Source organism: Citrobacter sp. RHBSTW-01044, assembly GCF_013781945.1.
Taxonomy (GTDB): domain Bacteria; phylum Pseudomonadota; class Gammaproteobacteria; order Enterobacterales; family Enterobacteriaceae; genus Citrobacter; species Citrobacter braakii.
In genome coordinates this window covers 3856093-3873419 of the sequence record NZ_CP056180.1, presented here as the reverse complement: position 1 = coordinate 3873419, position 17327 = coordinate 3856093, and the positions used below count along the sequence as shown (strand labels likewise).

The window sequence follows — 17327 nt, the reverse complement described above, 5'->3', positions numbered from 1 at the left end:
TTAAAATATGCTTCATCATTTGTTCCATATATGGAACGGAACCATTTTTAAATATATAAAAATCCCTGGTGTGTAAGGTTTTTAGCTTGTATAGATAAAAAAGGACAACAGGCAAAAGGAGCCTTGCATGGAATTAAATGAAATCAGAAAAAGATCGCTGGTGGATGAAACCACAGATTTTTTTGAAAGAGGCGTGTATGAAATTCAAATCCCTGGAGTGGATACCGCAGCCTGGCGACAATGGTATATGCGTACAGATGGTAGCCAGTTTGCATTGGTCAATCTTGGTGAAGAACCGCAAATTGTCTGCCGGTTCCATATGAGGCAGGTTGACACATTTATTCCAGGATTACCCACAGCATTGAAAATTCATGCCTGGCAGGATGACCAGTCTGAACGTAAGTGTCCACGTGGAACTCAAACGGCCTTTATGGAATGGGTATTGAGGACTGAATGCATCGCTATCAATTACCGTGACGATCTTGAGTACTGGGAATGCATTGCCAGGCGGTTGAAAAGGCGATTTGGTGTGGTACTCATTTTGTTTGATCGCGAAGAAAAATCTTATCTTCGGGAGGTCAGCAGCGAAACAGAGTTACGGCAGTCACTGGAGCTTTTCCCTTACGCCTGTACGGGCATTCTGGGGAGAATGGATCAGGTTGAGGAAGCACTGGCCAGAGCCTGAGGTAGGCTATCTTGATTAGGAAATATGAAGATTATGATCTGGAAGGATACGAAGTCCCGCTTGGATATCGGCTATTGAAGCGCACAGAAACTCATCGAAATGTAGTGTATCTGGATGCTCCGTCTGGTGAGCATTGTACTGCATATCTAATAGTCTGGTGGTACCCTAAACCAGATCAGATACGTTTGCGGGTCTGGCGGTCGTATGATTTTCAGCATCAGAAGGCGATAGGTGAATTACCACAGGCATTTGTAGCCCACCAGCTAAAAACCTACGATGTTCAGCTCATGCCAGTTAATAATGCGTTCTGGCGTAAATTGGGAGCCTGGGCGCTTGAGGAGTGTTATCAGATTACCGCTGAGCATGACCGGATATTGAGCCACGAAAAGTTGGTGAAGGAATTCTATGGTCTTAAGCGGCTAATGCTCATTCACAAACAGCCAGATGAAACAGAGTTTGACCGATTATTCTGGCAGTATCGGAAGATCTTCCGACGTCTGGCTAATCCTTTAATCATGAAAAGACATTCCCTCAATTAAGAGTGGGCGAGTTGTAACAGCATCATTAGATGCTGCATTTTTGCAGCATATTAAAAAGACCAATTATTTATGATGAAAATAACTACAGCAGCTTTTTGCGGGCTTTTGCACGTCAGGCAACAATATTTTGATGAAATACGAAAGAGAGAAGGTGACTTTCCCGTTCCAGTAATGGAAACCCAGGATGGGGAGCTTTGGGATGAAATGCAGTGTCAGCTGTTTTCCGATGCGATGGTAAGCCGGTTACAGAGTTCTCGCTTTCAGCGTTATTGTCGAGCGTGTGAGCTGTCGGTAAAAATTTTCATGCATTATTCCCAAATGTACAGCAGTGAAAAGATACTCTTCGCAGGGTGTGCTGACGTTACGGATTACGAAAAATGGCTATCGCTCCACAACACTCATGCGAAGCAGATGTCTGACTCAATTGATGCTATGGCCAGTGATGTGAAATCGCTCGGGAAGGCTCTTCAGAGGCTGAGAAGTGAACAGGGGTTGCTGGCAGGCCCAGAAGAATCCGTTGCAAAGCGAACGAAAACACTCGTTGCGTTAGCCACAGTAGAAAAAGAATTTGCAGGTAAGGTTAAGAAGCTATCGCAGCGGTACGCCAACTATGATTTTTATCTGCAAGGTAATGGGCATTTAGGCTGGATGTTCCCTGCTAGCGCTGGGACAGAATCGATGGAGATATTTGTTCAGGCAAATAGGCTCCAATCTGGTCTTAAACAGTCTCAAGTCTCTCGCATCATGAAATCAGCCAGAGATTTCAGATCGTGGGCGGCAAGCTTCAAGGCTACCGCTGTCGCTATTGCAGGGGATGCCCTCATTGCCGAATCAGCCTACCGAGAATTTATGCAGAGAAATCCGACGCTGCTAACCAATCAGAGACAAAAGGAACAAGAGGAAATCCGCGCTCAAGAAGTTGAACGCCACCAGCGTAGGAATTTTATACAGAAACTTGCTGTGTGGTTTGTTCGTGTGACTGGAGCATGAAATGCATTCTGCACGGTTTGCCGTCGGTGAGCTCATTTCCCATTAGTAGAGTCAGTTCTGACAGCAAATAGATAAAGATAATTGCCGCCGGTTCTGCATCCATGTAACAGCTACCCGTATGTTTATGCAGAACCAATTCAATTTCATTCTGATACGAATGACCCACAAGCATTCGCATGCCTTCAAAATTTCTGCTTGAAAAGCATGCTTAATCAATAATCATTTTCCTTTAAATCAATAAATTAATTTTGATTGCATTTTGGTTTGAACCCTTGCGATTTAGACGTATTATTTTGAGATTAATCTACTTGCCCAACCTTCATTGCTGCTTGTGAGTGGGCGTGAAGAATGATTTTAAGGTTGTATATCATGGAGTTATTGAAGTTTCTGGCGGCGATTTTAGTCATTTACTTGTTGTTTTTTAGAAAGAAAAAACGTAAATCTCCAAAGTCTTATGCTTCAAGCCCCGTGAAAGCACCGCCAAAAGAATGGCTCGCTGACATCAAGAAAAAAGAGGCGGTTGTGCGAAACGATGATAGTGAAGACGATAACCTTGCAACTTTTACATTGAGCGGTGGCCGGGGTGTTGAACTTCGGGTGACAACCAATCATTACCGGAACACCTCAAAGTCAGCAGGTGCACTAGCTCGATGGGTACTTCCGGGTGAGATGATAACTGTAGCTGGTTTAGCAATTAGCGGTGGCCACATTTACGTGGGGCAACGTATGAAGTCCTCCGGTCAGGAATCAGGCGGCTATTATGACGATGGAAATGAGGCATCATTAATTGATGACACATGTAAGATAAAACCTACTTCTTATCTTTACGAGGACAGCTCATTAGGATACTGGCCCAGTTTTTCCTCTCTTTCCCCAGAAGCACGCGGTGCGTATGTCAGTTGGCTTGCCAGCGATAGGTCTGATCCATCGTGTCCTATCGGCTATGTTTTTATCTACCTCTACGGCCTGGAAAGAAAAGCGCTCGTAGATTCCACTGACCCAAAATTCTCTGATGCTGAGTTCCGTAATCTATTCAATGAAGTCGCTCGGTTAAGATCGGTATTCATTGAGAACCGCTCCTTCCGTGGATATTCGACCCAATTACTCGAAGCCATGTCTATTCTTCGCCCGAACATGGGCTTAGCCACTGAGCTCGATAGCAATTCAGGTTTCAGCAACAGCATGCAATTTAAGCTGGCTCTGGCAAAAACTGTACATGAAGGAGTTCCTGTATCAGCTGAACTGGCGTTGAACTGGGTAATAAACCACACCGAGTATTCGCTGCGTACCCCAGCTCGCCGCTGTGCTAAAGAGTTTGCTGCGCTTTTCAAACGGCGTTACACCCTCAAATATGGTGAAGGGATGGTCGTTAAGGCGAATAAAACGCGTCTAAGGTTAGATTACACACCAGCAAGTCCTAGTTTGCGAGGTGTTCGACTTCCTGTTCCCGACCTGCCTGATCCAAGTGCGTTGAAGAGCCCTGTCCAGAAAATTATGGCTCTTGCCGACATATGTACGGATGAACTTGATGCTTATAGTCGCTACCTTGGTAGGAAAGGTACGTCAGTCAATGATACGGCTGCAATTATGTTGCTCCCTTCAGAGATCGTTAATGAAAGCGCAGAAAAAATATTAAGCTCATTCAAACGCTGGGCTGATGAGGCGATCCTCGTCAAGGAGGGGTTAGTCTCAGTTGCTGACTTTTGGGCACATATGAATGCCAGTTGCCCCAATAAGATCAATAAAAAAGAGGCCGATTTGATGCAGGCCTTTGCTCTGAAGATGGGTTACGGTCTGGCACCTGACCCGTATTATCACCATGTGAAGGCGGATGTTGATGGGACACTTGTTCTATTCCCTGCCGCCGAAGATGGACGCTTCTCACCTTCTCCTGAATTTATCTCAGCCGTAATGACGCTCAGATTAGGGGCGATGGTCGCCTTGATTGACGATTCTCTTGATCAAGCTGAACAGAAAGTGCTTGAGAATGCCATCAACAACAATCCTGGCTTCACCGATGATGAAAAACGTTCTCTACATGCGTATTTAACGTGGCAACTTCATACCCCAGCCAATATGACAGGAATGAAAAGCAGGATTGAGTTGATGGGGGCCGCGGAAAAAGCTGCTGTGGGTAAGGTTATCGTTAGTGTTGCCTGTTCGGATGGGACGATAGCGCCTGCCGAAATCAAACAGCTTGAGAAGATTTATTCAAGTTTGGGGCTGGATCCCTCATCTGTCTCGAGCAATATCCATCAGCATTCCGCAGCTGAACATGATCTCGTCTCGTCTGTACCAACTGATCAGACAGCAGCTGGGTTCACACTGGATGCTAATGTACTTGCCCGCCACGAATCTGCCACGGATGATGTTCGCAAATTGCTGAACACAATTTTCACCGAAGAAGAACCGGAAGAGCCAGAAAGTGCTCCAGCCTCATCAACGGAGGCGGGGGGGCTTGACTCCGCACATAGCCAGCTTTATCGCAGTTTGCTGGAGAAAGAACAGTGGTCCCGAAAAGAGGCGACAGAATTGTGCGGAAATTTGAATTTGATGCTCGGCGGTGCGCTTGAGGTGATCAATGACTGGTCCTATGCGGTAGTTGATGCTCCAGTACTGGACGATGCCGATGATGATATCTGGGTTGACCTGGAAATTGCCAAAGAATTAGAGGGATAGTGAATGTCTGTAACACGTATAAGAGTGAAAGAACGTGACGCTATTATTCAGTCACTTAAGTCAGGTGTAACGCCAAGGATAGGCATTCAGCATATCCAGGTTGGCCGCGTGAATGAGATCACCGCTCTCCACCAGGATATTGAGAGGATTGCTGACGGTGGTGCAAGCTTCAGACTAATCATCGGTGAATATGGTTCTGGTAAAACGTTCTTTCTGAGTGTTGTGCGCTCTATTGCACTAGAGAAGAAGCTGGTTTCAGTCAGTGCAGACCTTTCTCCTGACAGGCGCATTCACTCATCGGGAGGTCAGGCTCGTAATCTCTATTCTGAGCTTATGAAAAACATGTCCACCAGAAACAAGCCGGATGGTAATGCGTTACTTAGCGTTGTTGAAAGATTCGTTACGGAGGCAAGAAAGGAAGCCGACACGGACGGCTCCGAGGTTTCATCAGTTATTCATAAACGCCTGACAGCTCTGTCAGATATGGTGGGTGGATATGACTTTGCGAAGGTCATTGATGCATTCTGGCGCGGGCATGAGCAGGATAACGAAACGCTAAAATCCAATGCTATTCGCTGGTTGCGGGGAGAGTACACCACCAAAACTGATGCCCGTAACGATCTCGACGTTCGGACTATTATCTCAGACGCTTCATTCTATGATTCTTTGAAGCTGATGAGCCTTTTTGTCCGACAGGCAGGCTATGCCGGTCTTTTGGTCAGCCTCGACGAAATGGTGAACCTCTTTAAGCTGAATAATACGCAAGCAAGAACAGCGAACTACGAACAGATTTTGCGGATCTTGAATGACTGCCTGCAAGGCTCAGCTGAGAACATTGGTTTTATCCTCGGGGGTACGCCAGAGTTTCTTTTCGATCCGCGTAAAGGTCTTTACAGCTATGAGGCCCTCCAGTCGCGTCTGGCGGAAAACCGGTTCGCGCAAAAAGCAGGAGTGATTGACTACTCATCCCCCACTTTGCATCTTGCCAGCCTCACCCCTGAGGAACTGTATATTTTGCTGAGAAATCTTCGTCATGTTTATGCAGGCGGAGATCCAGAGAATTATCTGGTACCAGATGAGGCACTGACTGGATTCCTGCATCACTGTAGTAAAACCATTGGAGACGCTTACTTCCGTACCCCCCGTAATACCATAAAAGGCTTCCTGGACATGCTGGCCGTACTCGAACAAAACAGAACGATGAACTGGCAAACATTAATCGAGGGTGTGGCGATTGAAGTGGACAGACCTAGCGATATGGATGACGCCATTATGGAGGAAAGCGATGACGACGACGGACTGGCGAACTTCAAACTATGAGCAGTGCCTACGATAGCCTCGATCCCCGCGTCCGTAAGTGGGTTTACAAGCAGGGGTGGTCTACATTAAGGCCCTTGCAGGAGAGTTCTATCCCGGCAATTTTAGCCCGTGATCGAGACGTGCTAATCAGTGCAGGTACAGCAGCGGGTAAAACAGAGGCTTTCTTTCTTCCTGCCTGTTCGGCAGTTGCAGATCTCACGAATGGATTTGGCATCGTCTATATCAGTCCGTTGAAGGCATTGATTAACGATCAGTACCGTCGTCTTGAGAGCCTTGGAGATGCATTGGAAATGCCAGTGACTCCCTGGCACGGGGATGTACCACAAAGCAAAAAGAAGAAGGCTCGGACGAACCCTGCTGGCATTTTACTGATTACACCTGAGTCACTTGAGTCTTTGCTCATAAATTCAATGGGCTGGCTCAAACAGGCATTTTCTTCAGTCGCATACATCGTTATTGATGAGTTTCATGCTTTTATTGGCTCAGAGCGTGGTGTACAACTGCTTTCTCTGCTCAATAGAATTGACCATGTGCTAGGTTGCCAGGTAAATCCAATTCCCCGCGTTGCGTTGAGTGCTACGCTGGGTGAACTGGAGAAAGTGCCCGAAATGTTGCGCCCGGACAAACGACTCCCCTGCGTAACTGTTACAGATAGTAATAGCACGGCCACTCTTCAGGTACAGGTCAAAGGGTACCTGGAGCGAGTGATCCAAAAAGAGGAAGAACTTCAGAGTTCAGCTGAACATGACGTTTGCTATGACATTTTCAGAATTTGCCGTGGCGATTCTCATTTGGTCTTTGCAAACAGCCGAAAGCGCACTGAAAGCATTGCGGCAACGCTGAGCGACATGTGTGAGGAACAAATTGTTCCGAATGAATTTTTCCCCCACCATGGTTCCCTTGCCAAGGAATTACGTGAGGCGCTTGAATCTCGTCTTCAGAAAGGAAATTTGCCCACTACAGCTGTTTGTACAATGACGCTTGAGTTGGGAATTGATATCGGTAAGGTTAAGTCGGTTATCCAAGTTACCCCTCCGCATTCTGTTTCCAGTTTGCGCCAGCGTATGGGGCGTTCTGGGCGACGCGATTCCCCATCAATACTCAGAATGCTAATTACAGAAAATGAGCTTACTGTGAGTAGCAGTATCGTTGATCACCTACGACTCCAGTTGGTGCAGTCGATGGCAATGATCAGGTTGATGATCTCTAAACAATGGTTTGAGCCTGCCGATTCCCGGCAGATGCATTACTCCACGCTGCTACACCAGATTCTTGCAATTACCGCACAATGGGGTGGAGTTCGTGCCGACCAGCTCTGGACACAACTATGCCAGACAGGGCCATTCAGAAATGTAGATTTAAACGATTTCAAAAGCCTGCTTAAACATATGGGAGCATGTGGCCTACTCACTCAACTTGCTAGCGGCGAAATGGTTGTTGGGGCAGAGGGGGAGAAACTGACTAACCATTACACTTTTTATGCTGTGTTCAATACTCCAGAAGAGTTCCGCATTGTCACCGGAAACAGAACCCTTGGAACAGTGCCTGTTGACTCCCCACTGCTACCAGACCAACACATCATCTTCGGTGGGCGGCGCTGGAAAGTGACAGAGATCGAGACAGAGAAAAAAGTTATCTATGTAGAGGCAACCAAAGGCGGTCAGCCACCACAATTTAGTGGGGGAGGTATGTCTGTTCATGGTGCCGTTCGTCAGGAAATGCTCGCTATCTATAGGGAAGGTGATTACCGCATAGCAATAGGTAGCAAGAAAGTAGATTATGCCGATACTGCCGCCAGAAACCTATTTGCGGAAGGCTGTAGTAACTTTCAGCGTTATAACCTGCGAAATGAGTATTTTATTACGATTGGGCAACACTGTTATGTAATTCCCTGGATGGGGGATAAAGTTGTGAATACGATTACAGCCTTGCTCATACGTTGTCGTTTTAAGGCCAATTCATTCTCAGGTGTTATAGAGATTGATGATGCAAGTGTAGCAACGGTTCAACAGGCGCTTAAAAAAATGCTGTTGTCAGGCTTACCATCCGCATTTGATCTTGCCGCAGATGTCCCAGAAAAGTTCTTGGATAAATACGACGAGTATTTACCTGAATCCCTGCTTGCTAAGGGATTTGGGCAAAAAGCGTATGACATTGAAGGTACTCGTATTTGGTTGAAGCAGCACCTTCAGTAAACTGGCTATGTAATAAGGGCGATTTGCTCCCCCGTAGATTGAGGCCAATTTTTCATTGGCCTATTAAACTCACAGCGATAAGCGGAAATGCGCAATAGCCATGATCAATTTCGAAACCGGGTGTTCTAAATTCGATATGTAATAATTAATAAGAAGCAAAACGATTGATCTTCAGTATGAAAAATCGTTACTTTGAGGTTTAAGCGGTATGTCATTCACTAATGATAGACTCAACTTGTTGCTGACCACCTCCAAAGGAGGTGGTATTTATTGAAATGTGAAGCTATGAAAAATAACATCATGACTTCACACTCGATTTTCTATTTTTATTATGATTATCACCTTATGATAATGAGTTTTTGCAATTATGACTCGAATTGCAAATTTTAAGTAGGGTGACCGAATTCTCGAAGCATAGTATTACGAATAGTCCGCCGAAGACCTTGGGCTGCTGATTCTCTATCTAAAAAACAACTAGCAGTCTGACGCCATTCAGCAATATGTGTCTCGCAAAAAGCCTTAGCATTGAAGCCAGATAAGTTAATTTCATCTGCGGTTTCATTTGCAATCTGATGAAATTCATGTACCGCCCAGGCATTATCGAGTGCATTCTTTACACGTTCAAATAATTGAATCGCATCAGTTGGATCTTTAGATGCAGCTTCCCATACGTTAGTAACATCATGGATCATGATCAGCGCAATATTACAAAGCTCTTCAGTTGCTTTCTCTATACTACTACTTTCAGTCCTATATTCTGCTAACCAAGCCTTTGCATCAGAAAGCTTTTTAGTATTGCCTTTACTAGGTGGTAAGTTGTGAACCTTGTAAGTCCTCAGGTTATTAATGGTTCGGCTACCTTGATCATACCGATTAGTACGCTCAGGTGCACTCTGTTTCATTAAAGCTTTACACTCCTTTAGTACATCAGAAGCTGCTTCGAAAAAAAATCCATAACACCATACGACCAATCGAAAAAAATGCAGCTCGTCCGGAGGAGGCTCAGGGGCTTCTAAAGTTATAGGCTTAATAACCTCACGACCTAAATCTTTATTAATCAAGATGGTGAATGTTGTTGCGGCAGCCTCCAGTTTAGGAAAACTCATCGGGCACTCCTCCGAACCCCACCCAGAGGATCTGCTAATGGCCCTCGATAGTTGAAAGCAATTGCAAAATTCGTAATAACACGACCAACGGCAAGATCTACATTTGGGAAATAATCAGCAATGCAGTCAATAGTCATTTTTAATTCGTCTACGCGAACAGAGTAACGACCCGGACCGATCTGCCGCTCAACAACGCCTCTGTAAATGATTGGAGTCCCTTGCGCGTCGGTTAATAAATGACGGATAAAAACTCGCTGAGAGTCAGCGAATTGCGTATCAAAGCTCAGCTCATTCCACATTTCGGTACTTGCGCCTTGATTTCCCTCGAGCCAAGTTGTTAGTGCGCGCAAATAGCGATATTTAGTTGCTAATTTATCTTCACCAAGTGCTGCTATACCACTGACGATCGTATGCACAACTTTACGAATTTCCACGCTATTTGGGAATGGCTGTCGCAGCCCCCTCATCATCCATTTCTTCGTGCGAGTCACCCATTCCATGTCGAGTAATAATTTAAGACAGCGTTCGTCTTGACTGATTTTATCGTAATGCTCCCTAAGATAGGATACGCAGCATTGCGCGCTCGCCATGTCTTCCGCAGAAGGTTCATTCTGAGCTTTCATATCAGGCGCTAAGTTTCTAGCGCGAATAAAATAGCCTGCCGCTGAGCCTGACTGATCAAGCCGAGCAAAAGCATCATCGGAAATAACAGTGCTTTTCATTGCTATTCCTGCATCTAAGCGACGTGTTTGAAATTTTTCTTTCTGAGCCTCATCAAGCATACTTTCGTCGACAGAATCAATAGTTGACTTAAGGTCTGCTGATATTTCAATGCGTTGAATTTCTGAGAGTTTGCTACCCTGACGAAGTATACCTGTCGGCATCCACAGCGATACATCCGTTGAAAAAGATGAATCACGCCTTGCTTTAGCAAGCATAGCTGCGTCGTGGGCAGCTTTGTACGCTGAATATGCCTCATCACTTTGTCCATGTTGGACCATGTCAGTGGCAACAAAGCCGTAAGTTGCTGCTCGCTCATTCCAAAGGTTATCTTTTGTCTGGCGAGAGGCAAAGATTCCACTGCTCCCATTTTCCTCGATTCGATGCAATGCTTCATCAACAACAGTAACCGCCTCATTCAGAAGTTTAATTTTCTCCGAGTGCTCTATTGTTTTTTGAGTGCGCAGATAATGTCGGCGAAGAACCGATTCTTGGAGCATAAGACGAGAATTTGGCATCCCCGTTATTTCACGGAGGTTAGACAATGCACGGGCAATTAAGGCATAACTTTCACTGTATCGATCCCCCTCAGGGCCATCAGGTCCTGCAGCATGGATCAGCTCAACTAAATATGAAGTCTCCCCATTCGATTCTGGCCCTGCACGGACTGCTGCAGCTATGAGGCATGCGATTGCTTCCGCTTCACGCAGAGCACTCCCAAAGCGAGCCTCACAGATCAAACGAGCTTCAATTTGTAGCCTTGCTTCGACAAGAATATCTGTTTGCTCCTCATCGGAATAAATCCAGCGGAAGAGGTCTTGGCCTCGAATTAAACTGAGCATAGCGTCAATATCGAATAAACTATTAGTGTTTGTATTCGTACTTACTGCTCGCAGAATAATGCTTAGCGGAACGGCTTTGAAAAGACGACTGCTGATCATGACTAAGTCAATAGCTTTAGCCTCAGGGGAATTATCTAACTCACCACCTGAGTTGGGAAGAAGCTCTGATTTACCAATAGGGTAACCAGCTTTTCTGAAAGCTTGTGCAAATGCACCAAGTTGGGCTGGTTTAGCAGAGACTGCTCGGTTTCGCAAAGCCAAGCTAGAACGGTCAACTTCTCTTCGAAGGCCAGCAGATAACGTTGCTCTACTATGAGGGAGAAGGCGATAGAAGCTCGCCAGTACATACTGGCTCGATTTCTCTTTCTTTATCGTATTGACCATAGTAGGCGCGAAACGTGCAGCTAAATTGAGAAGATGTGCTTGTTCATCATTGTCCAGCAATGCCCTTGCTTCTATAAAGCGATTTGTAGCCTTCTCATTTAGGTCTAAACGATACGACGTACCAACGATAACTACGCGATGACCGACACTTCGTAATGCTCTCAGAAGATCATCGTATCTCGACACTGCTGACATTGTATCAACTAGCAAGAGAGTGACACCTTGCTGTTGATCTACGGCCGCGAGAAAACTACTCAGGTCCGATGCCTGAGGTAAACGGCGATTGATAAAAAGAACGGCATAACCCTGAGTTTTCGCTTGTACAGCTAAGCGAGCAAAAGCGATTGTCTTACCTACGCCGGATTGGCCATGTAGAATAATTGCAGAGGCATTGTGGTGTTGTTCTAAAGCCTCTACGACTCTTTTATGAAGCGACTTCTCAAAAGAACGCTTGATGGCATAGTCACGGCGAACACCATCAGTGATGGAGCGAAAGCTCGACGATGTAGCATGGAACGCTTGAAACGCAGCATCTGTTTCGATCTGCGAATGAGGATCTAGAGTTCCAACCCATGAATCATCAATGAGAGTAGCAGAAGCTTGGGTAATAAGACGTAAGTTAGGAGTTGTTTTTACAATTCCACCGCCCTTCAATGATACAACTTCAGGGTCGTCCCAGCTCAAAGCCTCAGGTACATGTAAACTCTGAATGAGCTCGTTGACGATTTTCCCTAGTGTTTCAGGAGTGCGAACGATAACCCCTTTATTAACAAGATCATCATAAATGAATTGGGAATCCTCTAAAAATGTAGGTTCGTCTCCACACCAAAGAACCCCCTCAACTGGTGAGTCACTTATTGCGGCGAGAAGTTGGTCGGCGTTTAACCAGTCAGAATTAGGAGCATATCCATCTATGACTATAAGACCCAATGGGGTCACAGTATCTTGTAATCTTCGCAACATAGGACTAGCGTGGCGCATACTATGTATTGACAAGCCTTGGCGAGTGGATGGTGGTGCTAATGCTGCAACGTGTTGGCCCGCTTGACCAAAAAGATAATAGAAAGGAGGACGCCGATTATTACGTAAAAAGCGAGGTGCCGGATCACCTTGCAAGATAACTTCGGGTGCTCGCCCATTCCCTGCAATACAATTTGCCAGACCGTTGTCAATTGATGAAGTAAACACTGCACACCAAGGCGCGCGGGCTGCTTCAATCAAAAGTGGAGAGGCAGCACGATATATGAATCTGTCCGCAAGCCATAGATAGAACTCATCTTGAAGCGGTTCGCGGGTGAGCAAAGAACTCCACTGCTTTCCCTGACGCATTGCATGCTCAAAAGCGCGATCTAAAACTGGATCTGGAGAGGATGGAGACCAGCCGACGTTTTGTCCCCAGATAGCTACTAAAGGAGAACCGTCAATCCAATGCTGGCGAAGTAGTGTTAGCCCCTTGCTATAAGTATCCAATTCATGGGATAGAATTACCATTGCCCTAGCTCCTTTTATTCATTTTTGTCTCATAAGCTATCTGAGATTTGCCTTACTCACTTAGAAACAATGGCGAGATTGCACATTTAATTACACGAACAGTTATTGTCTATTAGACGATTATTATGGATATATTTTGGGGTCATTGCACGGTGTATTGTTGTGAAAAATGCAGCGATAGTCGTGTTGCAAAGGGAGTTCGGGGTGACTTATTCAACTTTTGAGATAATATGCCACACAGCAATTTGATACTGGTGACCTGCTCCCCATTGATTAACATGACTGAAATGTGCAATGTCTGCTCTTGGCACATAGCGGCCGGCCCATTACTGAAGTAAGCCAAAAAGAGTTGCTATGAGCCCTCAACAATGAGGGCCACCTCGGAGATTATCAGACTAATTGAGCCAATTGCCGATGCAAGACCTGCAGACTAGTTCCCGCTCCTGCCCATGCCGTAGCCGAGCCGACCACATACAGGTTTTGCTTGGCGCGTGAGACGGCTACATTGATAATGTTTGGCGGGCTTGCCGCCCACTGACGCGCCCTTTGCTGACTCGCTTTCGGAGCACCCAGTAACAGGATGACGGTGTCCGCTTCTCGGCCCTGGAACGTGTGGATCGTGCCTACACGATCACGGCACCACTCATCCAACTTTACGCCGAACGTTCGTAGCAGGTCGGTTTCTCTGTCGAGACGCCGACGCATGTTCTGCTCTACGATCTTGAATGGTGTAATGATAAATACGTCTGGATTTGTAATGCCCGATGCTGCCAGCTCTTTTAGCATTCGTACAACCGCTTCGCCCTCATCGGGGCACCACTTCGTCTCAGCATCGCCATTGATATCCACCCAGCGAGATCCCCCCAATGCCAAGCCGATAGATCCAGGTTTTTTAGGCCCGACAGCATGGACCATTTGCTTGGCATACGCGATGGAGTTAGAAACGTCGAACATTGGGTTCTGGCAACGCCTATGAACGAGCAGTGGCAGCCCGACTTCTCGATCACCTACGTCCATGACGAAGGTGGATTTGAAGCGCGATGCCTGATCAGCAAGGGTCTGCGTGGATGCAGCGGGGGCAGACCATTCGATCTGGTCAATGTTGAAGAACTTGCAGATTTCGGCGTTCAGCTTTTCAGGAAGTGAAACTACAGGTGGGATTTGTAACGGGTCACCTACCACGATGGAGCGCTTTGCCCGCATGATAGCTCCAACAGCTGCCTGAGGAACGGCCTGGCCGGCTTCATCTACCAGAAGCCAGCCTATGCTATCTGGTGGTAGATCCCCGAACATCGTCCGAACAGAGGCGAATGTCGTGGACACGGTCGGCACAACCATGAAAAGGCTCGACCAAAGGTCGGGGAGAAGTTCACGGTGAGCGGAAGACTGGAAGGCACCAGCTACCATGCCCGACATCAATAGCCCAAGATTGTGTTGCAAGCGGCTGGCCGAAGCATCGATGAACGTTTTATGCACAGTCAGGGCAGCGGCGAACAGATCCTCCCGCAGGCGATGAACCTCATCAGGAAGCCATGGCGCAGTCAGATGGATAGCCTCGTGCTCGCGCTCGAAGAATCTCTCATCAACGACTCTGTCTCCCATGCGGTTTCGTGCCTGTGCCTCGGTTGCCTTCAATTTCGAGACAGCCTGACATTTGCTGGAAATTTCCTGGTCGAGTTGCTGTAACTGGGACTCAGTATTGCTCCACTCAGCCCTTGCAAGCTCCAGGGCGCCGTCCGTCCCCTGTGCCCGTAAGACTGATTGCTGCAAGGTCGCCGAGAGCTTCTGCTGTGTCGATCTCCACGACTTCCAGGCCGCAGTCGCGAACAAACGGGAGAAGAAACCTGGACGGCAAGCAAGATGGCTGTTGAGCATTATCTTGTCCTGCTCGATCTGCGATTTTGCCTTCACATGCTCTCGTTGGCAGGATTCAGCAATCTGGTGTGCCTCTTCGACGGCTTCATTCAGACTCGGTCGACGCTGTTCAACCCTTTGAAGTTCGGTGATCGCTCCCTTGAGCGCCTGGATATCCCGTCGCATCTCTTCGATGCTGGCGATTTCGGCGTCTACCGTCTCCTTGAGTTTAAGAAATGCGGTTCGCGCTTTCAGCCAGGCCGCAGCAGCATCTGCTTCGTTGGTGCTGGGCTGCTCATTGACAACCACGCTGGGCATCACGCGATCAATGATTTCGCCAGTTCGTTCGTCCTTGATCTCACGCAAGACGTTTAAGCCGCGAGCTGCTTTCAGGTAGGTAAGGAAACCACCGTCTTCATTCCACCAAAAACTTTGCTGGAACGCGCCTCGGTTGCTGCTCTTGCCGAGAGCCGCGGCGATCAATCCCCAGGTTTCGACAGGGTCGGAGGGGATGTCCCCCTCGGCCTCGGCTTCGAAATAGCCGGCGCGTTTGGGATTCGCAATCAGGTCGCTGATGGACCGGAAATAGGCGATCTGTTCATGGCGACCATTGGCTTCCTTGAGAGGAAGCTCTTTACTGACGTTCTCGACCGCTTTGTTATTGGAGGACGCTACAACGATCTCATGGCCCCTCAAGGACGCATGTAACTTGTAGAAGTGCAGGAATGCATTGGAACCGAATGCCAGCTTCTCGCCTGTTGTGGAAAAGGCATCCTGCGGTTTATTGAAGCCGCACATCGCTGTGGCCCGATCAAGAATGCACCCAACGACAATATCTCGCAGAAGAGTGGTCTTTCCAGTACCCGGTGGCCCATTGACACCGATGATACCAGGAGCATTATTCAGCTCGGCACGCGCCGCATTCACGGCAGCCTGTTGAAGCAGTACCAATGGATGGCCGCCTTTCGAAGGCCAACGGGCCTGCGGCATGAGCGACGGTGCGACGAAAGGCTCAACTGCGGAAATGGGCGATAGCACGTCGATTTTTTGGTCAGGCCTGCCAATTCCCATATAGCGGAGCAAACCGGTTCCGGCTTTGCCCGTCTCGAGCAATTTGGTTGCTTCACCGAGATCTTCAAGATAGAAGGAATTTAGTAACGAAGGTTCAGGTGGCACCTTGGCCTTGAAATGATGAAACACCTTAATCGCGAATGTGGGAGGCTCAACCAAATGCTCGGGTACACCGAACTGAGACGCAAGCCATTTATAAGCGTTAAGAACGACATCCAAATCGATCGGTATGGGTTCTCCATCCTCGTTGTGGCGGCGAACCATTCGATCCAGATGCTCGATAATGCGTGGCTCAACATTCGGCCAATTCCCTAAGCTTCCAAGCTTCAGGTCGAGAGCCGGCTTGAGTGCCCAGGCAAAACTGGAAACGGCAATGCCTTTGTCCTCAAGCACATAGCCTTCTTTGTCGATCAGGATCGAGCCGATGGCCGCTTTCTTACCGTCCGGGCGTGAACGCTCCTCATCCTCGCCAAAAACCTTGACCAGCTCGTCCGTCGCCTTATCGAGAGCGATGGAGCCGAGGACGACCTCGAAATAAAGCTTATAACTGGGCTTGCTGCGGGCATTTGGTCCCCATGGAACACCTCGATCCAATAGAGCAACCCTGGAGCGGTCGCCGGTTGCCATATCCTCCGGGCGTTTATAACCTTGAGGCGACAGTGCTTCGAGGGCTGTCCATGCTGCCAGTATTGCTCGCGCATCATTCGCCTTATCTGACGAAGAGAAAGACGGGAGTGGATCTAGATCGATTTGGTCTTTGTCGAATTGCTGTTGCATGGCAGTGTCTGGGATAGCCTTCGGTTGCAGTTGCTCTACAGCTGCAGGTGCATTGTGGGGGACAGCTTGAGAAAATTGTATGGACGCCGAATCGGGATTACATGTTGATGGGCCGGAAGCCGACATGGCGACCTCGCTGCGGTCGCTGAGTGCAGTTAGAGATTGCTCGATTTTAGACGTCAGCGTCCGCGCCCTGGCAGTGTTGCGAAAGGTCAGCTCGCTCAACAGCTGTTCAAGTTCACTAACATTGTTGCGGGACTGTTCGAAGATTGCTTCCAGATCGAAGATAGATTTTTGCGCATACTGCCGTGTCTTCATTTATTTCTGCGGCTCCATATCCCTTCAGTTAAGAGATATTATGCTAATTAGCTTGATTTCAAAAACTATTAACGTGCGCTCATGACGTAGATCCAGTTCTCGGTGGGATGCTTAACTGGCTGCTTACGTGCGAAGACGCACTCTGTGCAAATTAATATAATGCAGGTTCGTTGGTATGACTTGATGGTTGAGGGCCAGCCAAAGGCTATTATCCGTGAGCTTGAGGTTCGGTAATAAGTTTTCGACATCTAGATAGATTTTTATTCGCGTGTCTATGAGCACATTGACTTCGTCCCTGCACATTAATGATATGCAGCATATTGCCCAGGCCCCCATGCTTTTTGCCCTCTTGTTAG

9 protein-coding genes are annotated in these 17327 nt (G+C 47.4%); 6 read left to right on the top strand and 3 right to left on the bottom strand.

Translation table 11 applies throughout. The features are described from left to right. The first annotated feature begins 127 nt into the window (after window positions 1–127). The 6 genes from HV352_RS18675 to HV352_RS18650 all read left to right on the top strand — a co-directional run bounded on the left by HV352_RS18675 (window position 128) and on the right by HV352_RS18650 (window position 8408). A complete protein-coding gene (locus HV352_RS18675) occupies window positions 128–685 on the top strand; it encodes a hypothetical protein (protein ID WP_106875799.1) in 558 nt (185 codons plus the stop codon). An 11-nt stretch (window positions 686–696) separates the two neighbouring features. Then, window positions 697–1224, top strand: coding sequence for a hypothetical protein (locus tag HV352_RS18670; protein WP_181634974.1), 528 nt, complete (start codon window positions 697–699; stop codon window positions 1222–1224). A 69-nt stretch (window positions 1225–1293) separates the two neighbouring features. Next, entirely contained in the window at window positions 1294–2214 is a 921-nt protein-coding gene (locus tag HV352_RS18665; protein WP_181634973.1) for a hypothetical protein, read from the top strand. Between the two features lie 369 nt (window positions 2215–2583). Next, window positions 2584–4893, top strand: coding sequence for a TerB N-terminal domain-containing protein (locus HV352_RS18660; RefSeq protein ID WP_181634972.1), 2310 nt, complete (start codon window positions 2584–2586; stop codon window positions 4891–4893). Window positions 4894–4896: 3 nt separating this feature from the next. Further along, on the top strand, window positions 4897–6213 hold the full coding sequence (locus tag HV352_RS18655; protein WP_166876384.1) for an ATP-binding protein: 1317 nt from the start codon (window positions 4897–4899) through the stop codon (window positions 6211–6213). Beyond that, window positions 6210–8408, top strand: coding sequence for a DEAD/DEAH box helicase (locus tag HV352_RS18650; RefSeq protein ID WP_181634971.1), 2199 nt, complete (start codon window positions 6210–6212; stop codon window positions 8406–8408). Before HV352_RS18655 ends, HV352_RS18650 begins: the two co-directional genes overlap by 4 nt. Window positions 8409–8794: 386 nt before the next feature. Here HV352_RS18650 and HV352_RS18645 read toward each other — a convergent pair whose 3' ends face one another. From HV352_RS18645 to HV352_RS18635, 3 genes are all read right to left on the bottom strand, one after another. After that, entirely contained in the window at window positions 8795–9514 is a 720-nt protein-coding gene (locus HV352_RS18645) for a hypothetical protein (protein ID WP_126509542.1), read from the bottom strand. Next, the gene (locus tag HV352_RS18640) at window positions 9511–12951 is read right to left on the bottom strand and encodes an ATP-binding protein (protein ID WP_181634970.1); all 3441 of its coding nucleotides are present in this window, start codon (window positions 12949–12951) and stop codon (window positions 9511–9513) included. Before HV352_RS18640 ends, HV352_RS18645 begins: the two co-directional genes overlap by 4 nt. A 390-nt stretch (window positions 12952–13341) precedes the next feature. After that, the gene (locus tag HV352_RS18635; RefSeq protein WP_181634969.1) at window positions 13342–16971 is read right to left on the bottom strand and encodes an AAA domain-containing protein; all 3630 of its coding nucleotides are present in this window, start codon (window positions 16969–16971) and stop codon (window positions 13342–13344) included. Window positions 16972–17327 lie beyond the last annotated feature (356 nt).